The following is a 17,497-nucleotide window of genomic DNA, read 5'->3' as shown; positions in this document are numbered from 1 at the left end:
GTCCTGCTGTGCCCTGTCCCTCCGCCGGGACCTCCCCGGCCCGGCCCTCCCCAGCCCGGCCCTCCCCGGCCGGGGCTCCGCCACCCGCGGCCGCCCACCCGCCGTACGGCACCGCCACCGGCGCGGCGCCCGGCCTCCCGGTGCACCCTGCGGCGCCCGGCTCCCAGGCCACGGACACGGCACGGGGAACCTCCTCGTCCGGCCCCTCCTCCCCCGAGGCGGCCCCCGGACCGTCGGCCACCCCAGGCGCCGCACGCCCGGGGCGCGGAGGCCCGCGCTCATGAGGCGGTCGTGAGGGGCGGCGGGACCGCGGCCGCCGCGGTACGCGCCGCCGGCGGCCTCGTGGCCGTCGTGGGCGTCGCCGTGACACTCGGGCACGGCCTGCCGCAGCCCCGGGTCGCCCTCGCCTTCGGCCTGGTCGTGGCCCTCGGCGAGGCGCTGCGGGTGCGGCTGCCCGGCGTGGCCCGGCCGGCCGCGCCGCTCGGCGCTGCGGGTGCGCTCGGCTACGCCCTGCTGGACGCGGTCGGCGGGCGGCCGGTCACGCACGGGGTGCCGGAGGTGGTGGCGGTCACCGCGGTCGCCACCCTGGCCGGGCTCACGCCGCACGTCCTGCGTGGCACGGCCGGCCGCGATCCGCTGGAGCACGCGGCCCGCCGGGTGCTCACCGCGGGCTTCGCCGCCACCTGCTGCCTGCCGCTCGGCGCCGGAGGGCCGCCGGGCGCCTGGACCGGCGGCCCGTACGCGGTGCTGCTGCCCGCCGTACTGCTGCTCACCGGGCTCTGCGACGCGGTGCTGCGCGCCGTGGCCGCCGCCCGCAGCGGCCGGCCCTTCCCGCTGCTGCTGCCCGAGGAGATACGCGCGACCGTGGGCATCGTGCCCGCCGTCGCCGCCACCGGCGTGGTGCCGGCGCTGGCTGTGGGCGCCGCCGGGCTGTGGGCGCTGCCGGTCTGCTGTGTGCCGCTGCTCCTCACCCATCTCGCCTTCCGCCGCCACGCCGCCGTACGGGCCACCTACCGGCAGACCGTCGCCTCCCTCGCCCGGGCCACCGAGATCGCCGGCCACACCCCGCACGGGCACGCGCGCCGGGTCGCCGTGCTCAGCCGTGCCGTGGGGCGTGAACTGGGCCTGTCCGGACCGCGGCTCACCGTCCTGGAGTACGCCGCGCTGATGCACGACATCGGGCAGCTCTCGCTGCCGGACCCGGTCGAGGGAGGCGCCACCGAACCACTGGCGGAGGACCGGCGGCGCCGCATCGCCCTGCTGGGCGGCGCCGTGGTGCGCCGTACGGGCGTGCCGGAGGCCGTGGCGGTCGTCGTGGAGCGGCAGGCCGACCCCTACCGGGAACAGCCCGTGACGGCGCGGATCCTCCGGGTGGCCAACGCCTATGCCGAGCTGACGGCCGCCCCGGCCCGTGGCGGGGCCGTGGCGGGGCCGCTGCACGCGCTGGAGCGGCTGCGGCTGGGCGGCGCCCGGGACTTCGACCCGGGCGTGGTCGCGGCGCTCTCCCGGGTGGTCACGGGCGGCGGCCCCCGGCGACCGCCGGGTAGGACCTCCGGGTAGTGAGCGGGGTCCGGACTGGGCATGGTTGGATGCGAGGGGGGAACCGCGGAAGCGACCGGAGACGGTACGACGAGGGGAGACGGAGGCGCTCCAGGGGCGGCGCGCGGCGGACACGGGACATGCGACAGGCGGGACATCAGGCGGACATCGTGAGGATCTTCGGCAGGGTGCGGCACCGGCCCTCCGCCTCCTGGCGGCAGGCGACCGACCGCGCGTTCACACTCATCGGGGACGGGCGTTACGAGGACGCGGGCGCCCTGCTCACCCGTGCCGCCGATCTGGAGCCCTGGCTGTCCGAGTCCTGGTTCAACCTGGCGCTGCTGCACAAGTTCCGCCACGACTGGGATCAGGCCCGCGCGGCCGGGCTGCGCGCGGTGGCCCTGCTGGACCGGGACGCCGGAGCGCCCGACTGGTGGAACGTCGGCATCGCCGCCACCGCCCTGCAGGACTGGCCGCTGGCGCGCCGGGCCTGGCAGGCGTACGGGCTGCGGGTGCCCGGCGAGGCGCACGGCGCCGCCGCGGCAGGCGAGCCCACCGGGATGCAGCTCGGCAGCGCGGCCGTGCGGCTCTCCCCGGAGGGCGAGGCCGAGGTCGTCTGGGGCCGGCGGATCGACCCGGCACGGCTGGAGATCCAGAGCATCCCGCTGCCGTCCTCCGGCCGCCGCTGGGGCGAGGTGGTGCTGCACGACGGCGTGCCGCACGGTGAGCGCACCACCGCCGCCGGGCCGTCCTACCCGGTCTTCGACGAGATCGAGCTGTGGGCACCGTCACCCGTCCCGACCTGGGTGGTGCTGCTGGAGGCGGCGGACGAGTCGGACCGGGACGCACTGGAGCGGCTGGCCGCCGACGCCGGGTTCGCGGCGGAGGACTGGTCCTCGTCGGTGCGGCTGCTGTGCCGGTCCTGCTCGGAGAGCACGATGCCGAGCGACGAGGGCGACGGCACGGTCCACCTGGACCCGCACGACCACAGCTCGCCCGGCCACCCCGGGCCGCTGGGGCACATGACCCCGGGCGGCCCCGGCGATCTCTGGGTGCCGGAGCGCGAGTGCGGGCTGGCCGCGCCGGCCTCGCTGGTGCGCGGGCTGCTCGACGGCTGGGTCGCGGACAGCCCGGACACCCGGGAGTGGCGGGATCTCGAAGAGGTCTGCTGAGCGGGAGCCGTACCCTGTAGGGCGACCCTGCGGACGGCCGCGAGCGCGCGGGGCGACGAGTCCAGACGGTGTCCCGCGGACCGGGCACCCGGTGTGAGGAAGGCGTACGGCGGAATGGCGCAGCAGCAGGAGACCCGGTCGGAGCCGGTCGACGAGTTCGTCGACGACACCCAGGACTGCGAGGAGCGCGAGCAGGCTCACCGCTCCCGCGGCACGGCGCGGCCGATCACGGTCGTCGGCAACCCGGTGCTGCACCGGGAGTGCCAGGAGGTCACCGAGTTCGGCGACGACCTCGCCACGCTGATCGACGACATGTTCGCCAGCCAGCGCGCCGCCGAGGGGGTGGGGCTGGCCGCCAACCAGATCGGCGTCGACCTGAAGGTCTTCGTCTACGACTGCCCGGACGACGACGGCGTCCGGCACGTCGGCGTCGTCTGCAACCCGGTGCTGGACGAACTCCCCGCCGGGGAGCGGGTGCTGGACGACTCGAACGAGGGCTGCCTCTCCGTGCCCACCGCCTACGCCTCGCTGCCGCGCCCGGACGTGGCCGTGGTGCGCGGCCAGGACGCGGAGGGCAAGCCGATCGCCGTGCGGGGCACCGGCTACTTCGCGCGGTGCCTCCAGCACGAGACGGACCACCTCTACGGCTACCTCTACCTCGACCGGCTGTCGAAGCGGGAGCGGAAGGACGCCCTCAAGCAGATGGCCGAGGGCACCCCGCGCTACGAGACGGTGCCGAACGACTGACCCGCCGGCCCGGCACCGGCCCGGTGCGCCGTGGGCAGGTACCGGGCCGGTACACCGGTCAGAAGTCGTCGTCGAGGGAGACGGACCCCTCCACGGCGACCTGGTACGCGGAGGCCCGCCGCTCGAAGAAGTTCGTCAGCTCCTGGACGTTCTGCAGCTCCATGAAGGAGAACGGGTTCCGCGAGCCGTAGCGCGCCGGGAAGCCCAGCCGGGTCAGCCGCTGGTCGGCCACCGCCTCCAGGTACTCCCGCATCGAGCCGGTGTTCATCCCCGGCAGGCCGTCGCCGCACAGGTCGCGGGCGAACTGGAGCTCGGCCTCCACGGCCTCCTCCAGCATCGTGGTGACCTGCTGCTCCAGCTCGGCGTCGAAGAGCTCCGGCTCCTCCTGCCGCACGGTGTCCACCACGTCGAAGGCGAAGGACATGTGCATCGACTCGTCGCGGAAGACCCAGTTGGTCCCCGTGGCCAGTCCGTGCAGCAGGCCGCGGGAGCGGAACCAGTAGACGTAGGCGAAGGCGCCGTAGAAGAACAGCCCCTCGATGCAGGCGGCGAAGCAGATCAGGTTGAGCAGGAAGTGCCGCCGGTCGGCCCGGGTCTCCAGCCGGTCGATCTCCTCCACCTGATCCATCCAGCGGAAGCAGAACTGCGCCTTCTCCCGGATGGAGGGGATGTTCTCCACCGCGGCGAACGCCTTCGCCCGCTCGTCCGGGTCGGGCAGGTAGGTGTCGAGCAGCGTCAGATAGAACTGGACGTGCACGGCCTCCTCGAAGAGCTGCCGCGAGAGGTAGAGCCGGGCCTCCGGCGAGTTGATGTGCTTGTACAGGGTCAGCACCAGGTTGTTCGCCACGATGGAGTCCCCGGTGGCGAAGAAGGCGACCAGGCGGCTGATCATGTGCTGTTCGCCGGGGGAGAGCGCGGCCAGGTCGGACACGTCCGAGTGAAGGTCGACCTCCTCCACGGTCCAGGTGTTCTTGATCGCGTCCCGGTAGCGGTCGTAGAAGTCCGGGTAGCGCATCGGGCGGAGGGTGAGCTCGAATCCCGGGTCCAGCAGGTTCTTCGCGGTGCCGGTGCCGGCGGTGTGCGCGGCGGCGGAGGTGGTCACTGGCATGCCTCGCAGGTCTCGGGGTTCTCCAGGGAGCAGGCGGCGGCCTCGTCCGGGGCGGCGGACTCCGTCCCGTGCCCGGCGGTGGCGCCCGCGGCCTCGTCCGGGGCGCCGGTTCCTCCGGCGGGGCCGCGGTCCGGGCGGGCGGCGGGCACGGGGGCGCCCGCGGCGCGCGCGATCCGGGTGGCCGGCCGGGACCGCAGGTAGTAGGTGGTCTTCAGGCCGCGCCGCCAGGCGTACGCGTACATCGAACTGAGCTTGCCGATGGTGGGGGAGGCCATGAAGAGGTTGAGCGACTGGCTCTGGTCCAGATACGGCGTGCGGGCCGCGGCCATGTCGATCAGTGCCCGCTGCGGAAGCTCCCAGGCGGTGCGGTAGAGGGCGCGGACGTCCTCCGGGAGGCCCGGCAGCTCCTGCACCGAGCCGTTCCCCTCGCGCAGCGCCTCCCGGGTGGTCTCGTCCCACCGCCCGAGTCGCTTCAGCTCGGCCACGAGATAGGCGTTGACCTGGAGGAACTCCCCGCTCAGCGTCTCCCGCTTGAAGAGGTTGGACACCTGCGGCTCGATGCACTCGTAGACCCCCGCGATGGCCGCGATGGTGGCCGTCGGCGCCACGGCCAGCAGCAGGGCGTTCCGCATGCCGGTGGCGGCGACCCGCTCCCGCAGCGCCGCCCACCGCTCCGGCCAGGCGTGTGCGGCACCGGGGTAGTGGTCGGGGTGGAGCACACCGCGGGCCGCCCGGGTCGCCTCCCAGGCGGGCAGCGGGCCGTGCCGCTCGGCCAGCGCCGCGGAGGTCTCGTACGCGGCCAGCATGATCCGTTCGGCGATCCGGGTGGACAGTTCGCGGGCCTCGGCGGAGTCGAAGGGCAGCCGCAGCCGGAAGAAGACGTCCTGGAGGCCCATCACGCCCAGGCCGACGGGACGCCAGCGGGAGTTGGAGCCGGCGGCCTGCTCGGTCGGGTAGTAGTTGATGTCGACCACCCGGTCCAGGAAGGTCACCGCGGTGCGCACGGTGGCGTCCAGCCGCTCCCAGTCCATCCGGCCGTCCGCGCCGAGATGGGCGGCGAGGTTGACCGAGCCGAGGTTGCAGACCGCCGTCTCGCTGTCGTCGGTGACCTCCAGGATCTCCGTGCAGAGGTTCGAGGAGTGGACGACGGAGCCGGGCTCCGCCGTCTGGTTGGCGGTGCGGTTGGCCGCGTCCTTGAAGGTCATCCAGCCGTTGCCGGTCTGCGCCAGGGTGCGCATCATCCGGGCGTAGAGCTGCCGTGCGGGGACCGACTTCACCGCTCTGCCCTCGGCCTCGGCCCGGCGGTAGACGGTGTCGAACTCCTCACCCCACAGGTCCACCAGCTCCGGGACGTCGGAGGGGGAGAAGAGCGACCACTCGGCGTCCGCCTCCACCCGGCGCATGAACTCGTCGGGGATCCAGTGCGCGAGGTTGAGGTGGTGCGTGCGGCGCGCCTCCTCGCCGGTGTTGTCCCGCAGTTCCAGGAACTCCTCGAGGTCGGCGTGCCAGGTCTCCAGGTAGACGCAGGCCGCGCCCTTGCGCCGGCCGCCCTGGTTCACCGCGGCCACCGAGGAGTCCAGGGTGCGCAGGAACGGCACGATGCCGTTGCTGTGCCCGTTGGTGCCGCGGATCAGCGAACCGCGTGCGCGGATGCGTGACCAGGACAGGCCGATGCCGCCGGCGTGCTTGGAGAGCCGGGCGATCTGGTGGTAGCGCTCGTACAGGGAGTCCAGCTCGTCGCGCGGGGAGTCCAGCAGGTAGCAGGAGGACATCTGCGGATGCCGGGTGCCGGAGTTGAACAGGGTGGGAGAGGAGGGCAGGTAGGCCAGCGAGCTGGTGAGCCGGTACAGCTCCGCGATCTCGTCCACCGCCTGCTCGCCACGGTCGCGGGCGAGTCCGCAGGCCACGCGCAGCAGGAAGTGCTGCGGCGTCTCCACCACCCGGCGTGTCGCCGGGTGCCGCAGCAGGTAGCGCGATGCGACCGTACGCAGCCCGAAGTACCCGAACCGGTCGTCCGCGCCGTCTGCCACGGCGGCGTCCACCAGGGCGTTCAGGCGCTCGGCGTGCGCGGCGACGAACGCGGCGGTGTGGTCCGCGATCAGACCTTCGCGCTGTCCGACCGCGATGGAGGCGGAGAAGGAGCCGGCCCCCTGGCCCGCGGCCTCCTCCCGGATGGTCCGGGTCAGCAGCCGGGCGGCCAGCCGCCCGTACTCCGGTTCCTCGCCGATCAGGCCGGCCGCGGACTCGACGGCGAGTGTACGCAGCTCGGCGGTGGTGGAGCCGGGGTTCCGCCCGAGCCGGACGGCGTCGGCGACCCGGCCCGCTTCGGTGGTCGGCAGGTCGGCGGTCAGCTCCGCCAACAGCCGTTCCACCGCAGGGAGGCCGGCCTCATCCGGAGGGGCGGTATCGGGCGCCGGGACGGCTGCGGCCTCGGGTGCGATGGTCACGATGGGGTGCTCTCCCTCGCTCGGCGCGGCCCTTCGGGGGTGGGCGACGGCGCAGGGCGGCCCGGTGTCGAGCAGGCGTCACCTCGCGTCCGCCGGCCCATCCCACGGGGCCCGGACGTGTACGAACCGCCGGCAGGTGCTCGGACTCGCGGCGCGTCGGCGCCCTCCCGGGCGGCACGGCGCACCGCACACCGTTGCGGGACAGCCCCGGACTCGCACCGGGTTCCCCTGCGGCGACGGCGAGCACGAGCATACATGTTGTGCCGCTGCGTGCGAGCACCCCAACATCTTGTGTCGGTGGTACGGTTGGCCCCGGAGTCAGCGGTCCCCGTCCGTGAGGTCGAGCGCGAACGTCAGCAGGGCCAGTCCGGGGATCGGCTCCCAGTCGCGCTCCGGGGTACGGGTGAAACCCAGTCGTCCGTAGAGCCGGTGCGCCGTGGTCATCTCGGGGCTGCTGGAGAGCACCATCCGGTGCAGCCCGCGCTCGCGCGCCCGCGCCAGACATTCCCGTACCAGCGCCTCGCCCACGCCACGGCCGCGCCCCTCCCGGCGGACCGCCAGCATGCGGAACTCACCCTCGCCCGGCTGTGCGATGTCCGCGAACTCCCCGGCATCCCACACGAACGTCGCCGTGCCGACCACGTCCGCCGACGCGGCGGCCACGGCGACGAGGATCTCACCGTGCTCCGCCCGGCGCCGTACGTCCCGCAGCACGGCGAGGTACGAGTCCTCCGCGCCGTAGGTCAGCAGACCGTCGTCCAGATAGGCGCCGGCCGTCAACTCGCCGACGGCCTCGAACTCGTCCTCCCGCGCGGCCCTGATCGTCACGTCCATGCCCCCAGCATGCAGCACCCCACCGACAGGCGGGCCTGCCGGTGGGGTGCGGAGGGCCGGGACGCGCCGCTGCCCGCCGGGAGCGGCCCCGGCGGGCAGCGGCGCGAGGTGCCGGCGGTGCGGCTCAGTGCGCGCCGGTGGGCGCGGGGAGCTCCTCCTGGACGTCGGGGTCGCCCGCGTCCGCGGTGTAGTCGGAGGGCCGGGTCTCGTCCGGCCCGTCGGGCGCCTTCATCGCCCGCAGCACCAGGGTGAGGGCCACCGTCACCACCGCGTTGAGCACGAAGGCGGTGAGCCCGATGTAGCCGATCTCCCCGATGAGCGGGATGGTGTCGCTGCTGCCGGCGAAGTGCTCCTGGGTCGGGCTGGAGACGTGGTACGCCGCCACCGTGCCGTAGAGCATGCCCACGGCCCAGCCGGCGAGCAGCGCCCAGCGGTGGAACCACCGGGTGAACAGGCCGCCGACCAGCGCCGGCATGGTCTGCACGATCCAGATGCCGCCGAGGAGCTGGAAGTTGATCGCCGCGGTCTTGTCCAGGGTGAGGACGAAGGCCAGCGCACCGACCTTGACCAGCAGCGAGGCGATCTTGGAGACCTTGGTCTCCTGCTCCGGCGTGGCGTCCGGCTTGAGGAAGTCCCGGTAGATGTTGCGGGTGAAGAGGTTCGCGGCCGCGATCGACATGATGGCCGCCGGCACCAGGGCCCCGATGCCGATGGCCGCGAAGGCCACGCCGGTGAACCAGTCCGGGAACATGTTCTCGAACAGTTGCGGCACGATGAGCTGCCCGTTGTCCACCTCGATCCCGGCCGCGATGCCCATGAAGCCGAGCAGCGCGAGCAGGCCCAGCATCAGGGAGTACAGCGGCAGGATGGTGGTGTTGCGCCGGATCACCTCGCGGCTGCGGCTGGACAGCGTGGCGGTGATGGCGTGCGGGTACATGAAGAGCGCCAGTGCGGAGCCGAGGGCCAGGGTGGCGTAGCCCCAGTGCGCGTCCGCGCCGGTGATCAGCGACCCGCCGGTGTCCGCGAACTTCTCCTCGGCGCTGGAGAAGATGTCGTCGAAGCCGCCCAGCTCGATCGGGATGTAGACGATCGCGACCGCGATCACGATGTAGATGAGCGTGTCCTTCACGAACGCGATCAGGGCCGGCGCGCGCAGCCCGGAGGAGTAGGTGTAGGCCGCCAGCACACCGAAGGCGATCAGCAGCGGCAGGTCCTTGACGAACCAGTGGGTCGAGTCGCCGCCGCCGATGCCCAGCACGTCCAGCACCGCCTGGATGCCGACGAGCTGCAGCGCGATGTACGGCATGGTGGCGAGGATGCCGGTGAGCGCCACCGCCAGGGACAGCCCGCGGGAGCCGAAGCGGCCCTTCACGAAGTCCGAGGTGGTGACGTAGCCGTGCCGGTGCGACACGGACCAGAGCCGCGGCAGGAAGGTGAAGATCAGCGGATACACCAGGATGGTGTACGGCACCGCGAAGAAGCCGGCCGCCCCCGCCGCGTAGATGGCCGCGGGCACGGCGACGAAGGTGTACGCGGTGTAGAGGTCGCCGCCGAGCAGGAACCAGGTGATCCAGGTCCCGAAGCTCCGTCCGCCCAGACCCCATTCGTCGAGGTTGAGGGCGTCGGCGGCCTTGCGCCAGCGTGCGGCGAGGAAGCCCATCACCGTCACGACGCCGAAGAAGAAGAGGAAGACGATGAGTGCGACGACGTTCACGCCCTCGTTCACGAGCGGCCCCCTTCCTCGTGGCGGCGGCGCCGCTGTGCCTGCTCACGCCGGACCAGGACGTACGCGGTGCCGGTCAGGGCGGTCGCGATGGGCACCCAGAGCATCTGGTACCAGTAGAAGAAGGGGATGCCGATGAACTTCGGTTCCTCGCTGTCGTACGAGCCGACCCACAGCATCGCGACGAACGGAGCGAACAGGCAGAGTCCGGCGATCACACGTGACGGTGTGACCACGGGCTCACTCCGGGCTCCCTGAGGTGGTGACATGGCTGGTGCTCCGTCCCTGGCGCTCAGTGATCTCCTGCGTGATGCGCAGGAAATCTAGTCACCGTCCCGGGGCCGCGTCACTACCCCGCCGCATAACGGACCGGCCACACGGCATGGCGTACAGCCACCGGTCAGCGCTCTGCCAGGGGGGTGTCAGCCGACCGTCAGCTCTCCGGCCGGCGCAGGTTGGCCACGAACTTGTAGCGGTCCCCGCGGTAGACCGAGCGCACCCACTCCACCGGCTCGCCGGCGGTGTCCAGGGAGTGGCGGGAGAGCATCAGCATCGGCAGCCCGACGTCGGTGGCGAGCAGCCCGGCCTCGCGGGGCGTGGCCAGCGAGGTCTCGATGGTCTCCTCGGCCTCCGCCAGGTGGACGCCGTAGACCTCCGCGAGCGCCGTGTAGAGCGAGGAGTACTTCACCAGGCTGCGGCGGAGGGCGGGGAAGCGCTTCTGCGACAGGTGCGTGGTCTCGATCGCCATCGGCTCACCGCTGGCCAGCCGGAGCCGTTCGATGCGCAGCACGCGGCCGCCGGCCGGGATGTCCAGCAGGCCGGCCAGCCGGTCGTCGGCCGTGATGTAGCCGATGTCCAGGAGCTGTGAGGTCGGCTCCAGCCCCTGGGCGCGCATGTCCTCGGTGTAGGAGGTGAGCTGGAGCGCCTGGGAGACCTTCGGCTTGGCGACGAAGGTGCCCTTGCCCTGGATGCGCTCCAGCCGGCCCTCGACCACCAGCTCCTGGAGGGCCTGTCGCACGGTCGTGCGGGAGGTGTCGAACTCGCTGGCCAGCGTGCGTTCCGGCGGGACAGGGGTGCCGGGCGGCATGGTCTCGGTCATCTCCAGCAGGTGCCGCTTCAGCCGGTAGTACTTCGGCACCCGGGCGGTGCGGCCGCCGGCGTTGCCGCCGTTCGCGTTCGCGTGCGCAGCGGTGGGTCCGGCCGCGGGCTCCGCGGCCTGCCCGGCGTGCGCTGCGTGTGCAGGGTGCCCGGGCTGCCCGGCCCGTGCGGCCTGCCCGGCGTTCCTGCCGGCCGCCGTGGCGGCGGCCCCGTCGGTCCCCATGGCACGCCTTCCCGACTCGTGTCCTGCTGCCGTCACCGGCTCCTCCGTGTACGTAAGCGGCTCACATCGTGGCACGGGCCGGGGCGGTGAGGGCGTCCCAGCTCAGATGTCGTTCCGATAACGGAACCGACAGCGAGCTTTATACACCGTTGACACCCCTATAGGTCTAGGCCAAGCTGCGGGCACTGGTCTAAACCATTAACCCGGGGAGGCAGCATCGCATCCCCTTGAGGAGGATGGCGTGAGGCGCAAGCTCATAGCGGCCGTGGGGGTCGCGGCCATGGTCACCAGCGTCGCGGCCTGTGGCTCGGACGACGGCTCCGACGCCGGCGACGGGGGGAAGAAGACGCTGACCGTCTGGGTCATGGACGGTTCCGCCCCCGACCCCTGGACCAAGGCCCTCAACAAGGAGTTCGAAGCCCAGCACGAGGGCGCCGAGGTCGAGATGAAGGTCCAGCAGTGGAACGGGATCCAGGAGAAGATCACCACCGCTCTCTCCGAGGACTCCCCGCCCGACGTGCTGGAGCTCGGCAACACCCAGACCGCCGGCTACGCGGTGACCGGCGGCCTCGCCGACCTCACCGGGATGAAGGACGAGCTCGGCTACGACGCGTGGAACAAGGGCATGGTCTCCTCCGCGGAGCTGGACGGCAAGCTCTACGCCGCCCCCTGGTACGCGGCGAACCGCGCGGTGATCTACGACAAGAGCATCTACGCGGACGCCGGGGTCGAGCCGCCCGAGACCCGTGACGAGTGGATCGACGGCCTCCGGAAGATCAAGGACGAGACCGGCAAGCAGCCGATCTACCTGCCCGGTCAGAGCTGGTACGTCTACGCCGGCTTCCTCTGGGACGAGGGCGGCACGCTGGCGGCCGAGGACGGCGACTCCTGGAAGGGCACACTCGGCACCCCGGAGGCCGCCGCGGCCATGAACTTCTACAAGAAGCTCCAGTCCTTCTCCACCGCCCCCAAGGACACCGACGAGGCGACCCCGCAGCAGTCCACCGACGTGGTGCCGAAGGGCGACGTCGCCTCCTGGATCGGTCTCGGCTGGGAGGCGAGCGGCGCCGTCACCGCGATCGAGGAGGCCGGCGGCAAGGCCGACTTCGGCTACTTCCCGATCCCGGGCAAGACCGCGGACCAGCCGGGTCACGTCTTCTTCGGCGGCTCCAACCTCGCCGTCCCCGAGCGCTCCCGGAACAAGGAGCTGGCGCAGGAGTGGCTCAAGCTCGCCACCTCCACGAAATGGATGAAGAAGTACGCCGAGGAGACCGGCGGCGGCCTGCTGCCGAACAGCGAGGCCGCCCAGGTGCAGCCGGAGGAGGGCTCCTTCGCCGCGGCCATGGTGCAGTCCGCCGAGGCGGGCCGGATCACCCCGGTGACCCCGGGCTGGGCGAACGTCGAGACGGAGCCGAACCCGATCAAGGAGTACATGACCAAGGTGCTCAAGGGCGCGGACCCGGAGCAGGCCGGTGAGGAGGCCGACAAGGTGATCACCGAGCGCATCAACAAGAGCTGACGCCCGCGGGCGCCCCGGCGGACCCGGCCGGGGCGCCCCGCCCGTGGCCCGGGCCGCCCGGCGGGCCCCGGGCCGCGCGGCCCGTACGCCCCAGCGCGCTCCGAGCGCCGCCCCCCCACGAGTCCGCTCGCCCCGCACCGCGAGGAAGAAGACCATGACCGTGCACACCGAGGGAGCGCCTCCCGCCGTCCAGGAGCCGCCGCCCGACAAGCCCGCGCCCCGGCCGGCCGGTCCGGGCCCCCGGGCCCGGCGCTCGCTGCCCCAGGGGTGGGTGCCGTACGCGCTGATCGCCCCGGCAGCCGTCTCGCTGCTGGTCTTCCTGGGCTATCCGCTGGTGCGGAACATCGTGCTCTCGTTCCAGCAGCTCGGCCGCACGGAGATGATCTCCCGGGAGACGGTCTGGACCGGCTTCACCAACTACACCGAGCTGCTGAGCGACGACGCCTTCTGGACCGTCGTGGTGCGCACCTTCGTCTTCATGGGTGTCAACGTCACCCTGATCATGGTGCTGGGCACTCTCGTCGGCCTGCTGCTGAACCGGCTGGGGAAGGCGATGCGGCTGGTGCTCTCACTCGCCTTGGTGATGGCCTGGGCGATGCCGATCGTCGCCTCCGCCACCGTCTTCCGCTGGCTCTTCGACACCCAGTTCGGCGTCATGAACTGGGTGATGCGCAGCCTCGGCTTCGCCGGCTACGAGCAGCACAACTGGTTCGGCACCGGCTTCTCCACGCTGGCCATCGTCACCCTGCTGATCGTCTGGGCCTCGGTCCCGTTCGTGGCGCTCAACCTCTACGCCGGGCTGACCACCATCAGCGCCGAGCTCTACGAGGCCGCCCGGATGGACGGCGCCGGCAACGCGCGGCTCTTCCGCTCCGTGATCCTCCCGATCATGAAGCCGTTCTTCCTGATCACCACGTTCCTGGAGATCATCTGGGTCTTCAAGGCGTTCGCCCAGATCGTGGCGCTGAACGGCGGTGGGCCCGACCGCGAGTCCGAGACCCTGCCGGTCTTCGCCTACATCGAGGGCATGGCCCAGATGAACTTCGGCACCGCCGCGGCCGCGTCCGTACTGACCATCCTCATTCTGCTGGTCGCCATGTCCTTCTACTTCCGCCTGATCCTCAAGCAGGAGGAGGAGCAGTGAGCACCACCCTCGCCGACCGGGCCGCCCTGCGTGCCCGGCGCCGCAAGACGCTGGGCAGGATCTGGCCGAACGCCGTCGCGCTCGTGCTCACGGTCGTCTTCGTCTTCCCCGTCTACTGGATGTTCTCCACGTCCTTCAAGCCGGCCTCCCAGGTCCTCACCAAGACGCCCACCTTCCTCTTCAGCCCGACCTTCGAGCACTACGGCACGGCCACCGAGGTGGAGCTGTTCTGGACCTATGTGCGGAACAGCCTCACCGTCACGGTCGGCGCGGTGCTGCTCGCCCTGCTCGTGGCGCTGGCCGCCGGCTTCGCGATCGTGCGCATGCGGTTCCGCGGCCGCAAGGGCCTGGTGCTCGCGGTGATGATGGCCCAGATGGCGCCGTGGGAGGTGATGGTCATCGTGATGTACCTGATCGCCCGCGACGCCGAGATGCTCAACAGCATCGGGACCCTCACCCTCATCTACTTCGTGATGGTCCTGCCCTTCACCGTCTGGACCCTGCGCGGCTTCATCGCCGCCGTGCCCAAGGAGCTGGAGGAGGCCGCGCTGATCGACGGCTGCGGACGCACCCAGGCGTTCTTCCGGGTGATCTTCCCGCTGCTGGCCCCGGGGCTCATGTCCACCTCGCTCTTCGGGTTCATCACCGCGTGGAACGAGTTCGCCATGGTGCTGGTGCTCAACAAGGAGTCCGAGGCCTACACCCTGCCGCTCTGGCTCACCCAGTTCCAGACGGCCTTCGGCAACGACTGGGGGGCGACCATGGCCGCCTCCTCGCTCTTCGCCGTGCCCGTGCTGCTGCTCTTCCTCTTCCTCCAGCGACGCGCCGTCGGCGGGCTCAGCGCCGGCGCCGTGAAGGGTTGACCCCGAAGGGATACCAGTCCATGACGACCCTCGTACGCGACACCGGGGCCCTCACCCGCGACGCCCTCGCCGTCCTGCAGCCCGGCTTTCCCGGGACCAGCGCGCCGTCCTGGCTGCTCCGGCAGCTCGAGGAGGGGCTGTGCTCGGTCGGGCTCTTCGGACGGAACATCGACTCGCCCGGTCAGCTGGCCGAGCTGACCGCCGAACTCCGCGCCGTCCGTCCCGAGGTGCTCGTCGCCATCGACGAGGAGGGCGGCGACGTCACCCGCCTGGAGTCGCGCACGGGCTCCTCGTTCCCCGGGAACCTGGCCCTCGGCGCGGTCGACGACCCGGAGCTCACCCGGGCCGTCGCCCGCGAGCTGGGCTGCCGCCTCGCCGCCTGCGGGGTGAACCTGAACTGGGCGCCGTCCGCCGATGTCAACTCGAACCCCGACAACCCGGTCATCGGCGTCCGGTCCTTCGGCGACGACCCGCAGCTCGTCGCCCGGCACACCGTCGCCTGGGTGGAGGGGCTGCAGTCCGCGGGCGTCGCCGCCTGCGTCAAGCACTTCCCCGGCCACGGCGACACCGCGGTCGACTCGCACCTCGCCCTGCCCCGTATCGACGCCGACCTGGAGACCCTGCGGGACCGCGAGCTGGTGCCCTTCCGCGCCGCCGTGGCCGCCGGCAGCAAGTGCGTGATGAGCGCACACATCCTGCTGCCCGCACTGGACGACGCCCTGCCGGGCACGCTCAGCCCGGCCGCGCTCACCGGGCTGCTGCGCGCCCCGCGCAGCGCGGGCGGGCTCGGGCACGACGGGCTGATCGTCACCGACGGGATGGAGATGCAGGCCATCTCCGCCACCTACGGACTGGAGCGCGGCAGCGTGCTCGCGCTGGCCGCCGGCGCCGACGCGATCTGCGTGGGCGGCGGGCTGAACGACGAGGACACCGTGCTGCGGCTCCGCGACGCCCTGCTGAAGGCCGTGCGCGACGGCGAGCTGGCCGCGGAGCGGCTGGCCGACGCCGCGGCACGGGTGCGCGCACTGGCGCGCTGGGCGAGGGGCGCAGGCGCGTCGACGGTGCAGGAGGGGAACGCGCCTGGTCCCTCGGCCCCGGGAGGACCGGGCCCCGGAACGGGGACGGCGAGCGGGAGCGCCGGGACCGCCGTGGGGGCGGAGCCCGTCGGCCTGGTCGCCGCCCGCCGGGCACTGCGGGTGACCGGCGGTCGGGGGTACCGCCCGCCGACCGGGCCGCCGTTCGTCGCCTCCTTCGCGGCCGGCGCCAACATCGCCGTCGGGGACGAGACGCCCTGGGGTCTCGCCGCCGAGCTGGAGCGGCTGCTGCCCGGCACCACCACCGCCGCCTACGGGCCTCCGGAGCCCGGCACCGCGGCGTCCGCGCCGGTCGCGGATGTGCTCGGCGCCGCGGGGGATCGTAGGATCGTCGCGGTGGTCCGCGACGTCCACCGCCACACCTGGATGGCCGAGGCGCTGGAAGCCCTGCTCACGGCCCGCCCCGACACCGTCGTGGTCGAGATGGGAGTGCCCCAGGCGCCGCCGGCCGGAGCGCTGCACATCGCCACCCATGGCGCCGCCCGCGTCTGCGGACGGGCCGCCGCGGAGGTCGTCGCCGGCAAGGGGGCCGGAGCCTGATCCCCGCGGACCGCACAGCATCGAGCCCTCTGGAGGCACCCCGCATGTCCGCCCCGACGCCGTCCCCGCAGCTCCCCGTGCCGGGACGGATCATGGCCGGTGAGATGGCCGAGCAGCCCGCCGTCCTGCGCCGCCTCCTGGAGGAGGGCGCGCCCGCGATCCGGGAGACCGCGGAGAAGATCGCGGCGCGGCGGCCCCGCTTCGTGCTGCTGACCGCGCGCGGCACCTCGGACAACGCGGCGCTGTACGCGAAGTACCTGCTGGAGATCCTGCTCGGCAGGCCCTGTGGCCTGACCTCGATGTCCACCACCACCGCCTACGGGGCGACGGCGGACCTGTCGGACTGCCTGGTGATCACCGTCAGCCAGTCCGGCGGCTCGCCCGACCTGGTGGCCTCCACCCGGGCGGCCCGCGAGGCCGGGGCGATCACCCTGGCGGTCACCAACAACGCCGGCTCGCCGCTGGCCGAGGTGAGCGAGTTCCACATCGACGTGCTGGCCGGGCCGGAGGAGGCGTTGCCGGCGACCAAGACCTACACCGCCGAGCTGCTCGCGCTCTACCTGCTGGTGGACGGCATGCGAGGCGGCGAGGGGGCGCGGGCCGCCGGGGCGCTGCCGGAGCTGGCCGAGTCCGTGCTCGCCCGGCAGGACGAGGTGCGGGCGCTGGCCGGGCGGTACCGGTTCGCCGAGCGCATGGTGATCACCTCCCGCGGCTACGGCTACCCGACCGCCAAGGAGGCGGCGCTGAAGCTGATGGAGACCAGCTACATACCGGCGCTCTCCTACTCCGGGGCGGACCTGCTGCACGGCCCGCTGGCCATGGTGGACAACGTCTCGCCGGTCATCGCGGTGGTCACCGACGGCAAGGGCGGCGAGGCGCTGCAGCCGGTGCTGGACCGGCTGCGGGACCGCGGCGCGGACCTGGTGGTGATCGGCCCGGAGCCGCAGGTGGCGGCGGCCTCCGCGGGCTTCGTGCTGCCCACCGGGGGTCTGCCGGAGGAGCTCCAGCCCATCCTGGAGATCATCCCGCTGCAGATGCTCGCCTACGAGGTGACCATCGCCCGCGGTCAGGACCCCGACGCACCGCGCGCCCTGGCGAAGGTCACCGAGACCCGCTGAGCCCGGGCACCGGGACCCCGGGGGCCGTGCGGAGACGCTCCGTACGGCCCCCTCGCACGCCGTACGGCGGGAGCGGCGGGGCTCCGGGGGTGGCCCGGGGGCCCGGAACGGGATGCGGCGCCGGCACGGACGGGCCGCGGCGCCGGCACGGTACGCGGAACGGGCGGGCACCGGGCGGCCGGAGCGCGGCCGGGCCCGGAAAGCACTTCGGGCCGCGGCACCGGGACGGGACCCTCAACCCGTCCGGTACCGCAGCCCGGAGCTCCAAGACCCCGGCGCCGTCAGGGCAGAGAGCGCCGTGAGTCTCGTTCCGCCCTCTTGTGCGGAG

The 17,497-nt window shown here is 72.8% G+C and carries 14 protein-coding genes and 1 riboswitch; of the genes, 8 read left to right on the top strand and 6 right to left on the bottom strand.

The window, feature by feature from the left end:
* Positions 1-291: 291 nt before the first annotated feature.
* The 3 genes from HOY81_RS10195 to def all read left to right on the top strand — a co-directional run bounded on the left by HOY81_RS10195 (position 292) and on the right by def (position 3,458).
* Positions 292-1,560 carry an HD-GYP domain-containing protein gene (locus tag HOY81_RS10195; RefSeq protein ID WP_237319949.1) on the top strand — a complete coding sequence of 423 codons (1,269 nt, stop codon included), beginning with the start codon at positions 292-294 and terminating at the stop codon, positions 1,558-1,560.
* A gap of 149 nt (positions 1,561-1,709) precedes the next feature.
* A complete protein-coding gene (locus HOY81_RS10190) occupies positions 1,710-2,711 on the top strand; it encodes a tetratricopeptide repeat protein (RefSeq protein ID WP_237319986.1) in 1,002 nt (333 codons plus the stop codon).
* A 114-nt stretch (positions 2,712-2,825) separates the two neighbouring features.
* Positions 2,826-3,458, top strand: coding sequence for a peptide deformylase (gene def, locus HOY81_RS10185; RefSeq protein WP_237319948.1), 633 nt, complete (start codon positions 2,826-2,828; stop codon positions 3,456-3,458).
* A 58-nt stretch (positions 3,459-3,516) separates the two neighbouring features.
* Here the strand turns inward: def and HOY81_RS10180 are convergent, their stop codons facing one another.
* From HOY81_RS10180 to HOY81_RS10155, 6 genes are all read right to left on the bottom strand, one after another.
* Positions 3,517-4,566, bottom strand: coding sequence for a ribonucleotide-diphosphate reductase subunit beta (locus HOY81_RS10180; RefSeq protein WP_237319947.1), 1,050 nt, complete (start codon positions 4,564-4,566; stop codon positions 3,517-3,519).
* On the bottom strand, positions 4,557-7,013 hold the full coding sequence (locus HOY81_RS10175; protein WP_237319946.1) for a ribonucleoside-diphosphate reductase subunit alpha: 2,457 nt from the start codon (positions 7,011-7,013) through the stop codon (positions 4,557-4,559). The genes HOY81_RS10180 and HOY81_RS10175 overlap by 10 nt, the downstream gene beginning before the upstream one ends.
* A gap of 113 nt (positions 7,014-7,126) precedes the next feature.
* A riboswitch (cobalamin riboswitch) is annotated at positions 7,127-7,273 on the bottom strand.
* Between the two features lie 58 nt (positions 7,274-7,331).
* A complete protein-coding gene (locus HOY81_RS10170; RefSeq protein ID WP_237319945.1) occupies positions 7,332-7,847 on the bottom strand; it encodes a GNAT family N-acetyltransferase in 516 nt (171 codons plus the stop codon).
* Between the two features lie 124 nt (positions 7,848-7,971).
* Complete coding sequence (gene mctP / locus HOY81_RS10165; protein WP_237319944.1) at positions 7,972-9,573, bottom strand: monocarboxylate uptake permease MctP; 1,602 nt, start codon at positions 9,571-9,573, stop codon at positions 7,972-7,974.
* Positions 9,570-9,839, bottom strand: a complete 270-nt coding sequence (locus HOY81_RS10160) for a DUF3311 domain-containing protein (RefSeq protein WP_237319943.1) — start codon at positions 9,837-9,839, stop codon at positions 9,570-9,572. The genes mctP and HOY81_RS10160 overlap by 4 nt, the downstream gene beginning before the upstream one ends.
* A gap of 164 nt (positions 9,840-10,003) precedes the next feature.
* On the bottom strand, positions 10,004-10,891 hold the full coding sequence (locus HOY81_RS10155; protein ID WP_237319942.1) for a GntR family transcriptional regulator: 888 nt from the start codon (positions 10,889-10,891) through the stop codon (positions 10,004-10,006).
* A 241-nt stretch (positions 10,892-11,132) separates the two neighbouring features.
* On the opposite strand from HOY81_RS10155, the gene HOY81_RS10150 reads away from it, so the two are divergent.
* The 5 genes from HOY81_RS10150 to HOY81_RS10130 all read left to right on the top strand — a co-directional run bounded on the left by HOY81_RS10150 (position 11,133) and on the right by HOY81_RS10130 (position 17,169).
* Positions 11,133-12,410, top strand: coding sequence for an extracellular solute-binding protein (locus HOY81_RS10150; RefSeq protein ID WP_237319941.1), 1,278 nt, complete (start codon positions 11,133-11,135; stop codon positions 12,408-12,410).
* A 154-nt stretch (positions 12,411-12,564) separates the two neighbouring features.
* Entirely contained in the window at positions 12,565-13,554 is a 990-nt protein-coding gene (locus HOY81_RS10145; protein WP_237319940.1) for a carbohydrate ABC transporter permease, read from the top strand.
* A gap of 26 nt (positions 13,555-13,580) precedes the next feature.
* Positions 13,581-14,417, top strand: coding sequence for a carbohydrate ABC transporter permease (locus tag HOY81_RS10140; RefSeq protein WP_237319985.1), 837 nt, complete (start codon positions 13,581-13,583; stop codon positions 14,415-14,417).
* A 20-nt stretch (positions 14,418-14,437) separates the two neighbouring features.
* Entirely contained in the window at positions 14,438-16,051 is a 1,614-nt protein-coding gene (locus HOY81_RS10135) for a glycoside hydrolase family 3 protein (RefSeq protein ID WP_237319939.1), read from the top strand.
* A 44-nt stretch (positions 16,052-16,095) separates the two neighbouring features.
* Complete coding sequence (locus HOY81_RS10130; RefSeq protein ID WP_237319938.1) at positions 16,096-17,169, top strand: SIS domain-containing protein; 1,074 nt, start codon at positions 16,096-16,098, stop codon at positions 17,167-17,169.
* Positions 17,170-17,497: the final 328 nt, after the last annotated feature.

The sequence above is a fragment of the Streptomyces sp. JJ36 genome, from assembly GCF_021696945.1.
Taxonomy (GTDB): domain Bacteria; phylum Actinomycetota; class Actinomycetes; order Streptomycetales; family Streptomycetaceae; genus Streptomyces.
This window is presented reverse-complemented; position numbering and strand designations above follow the sequence as displayed.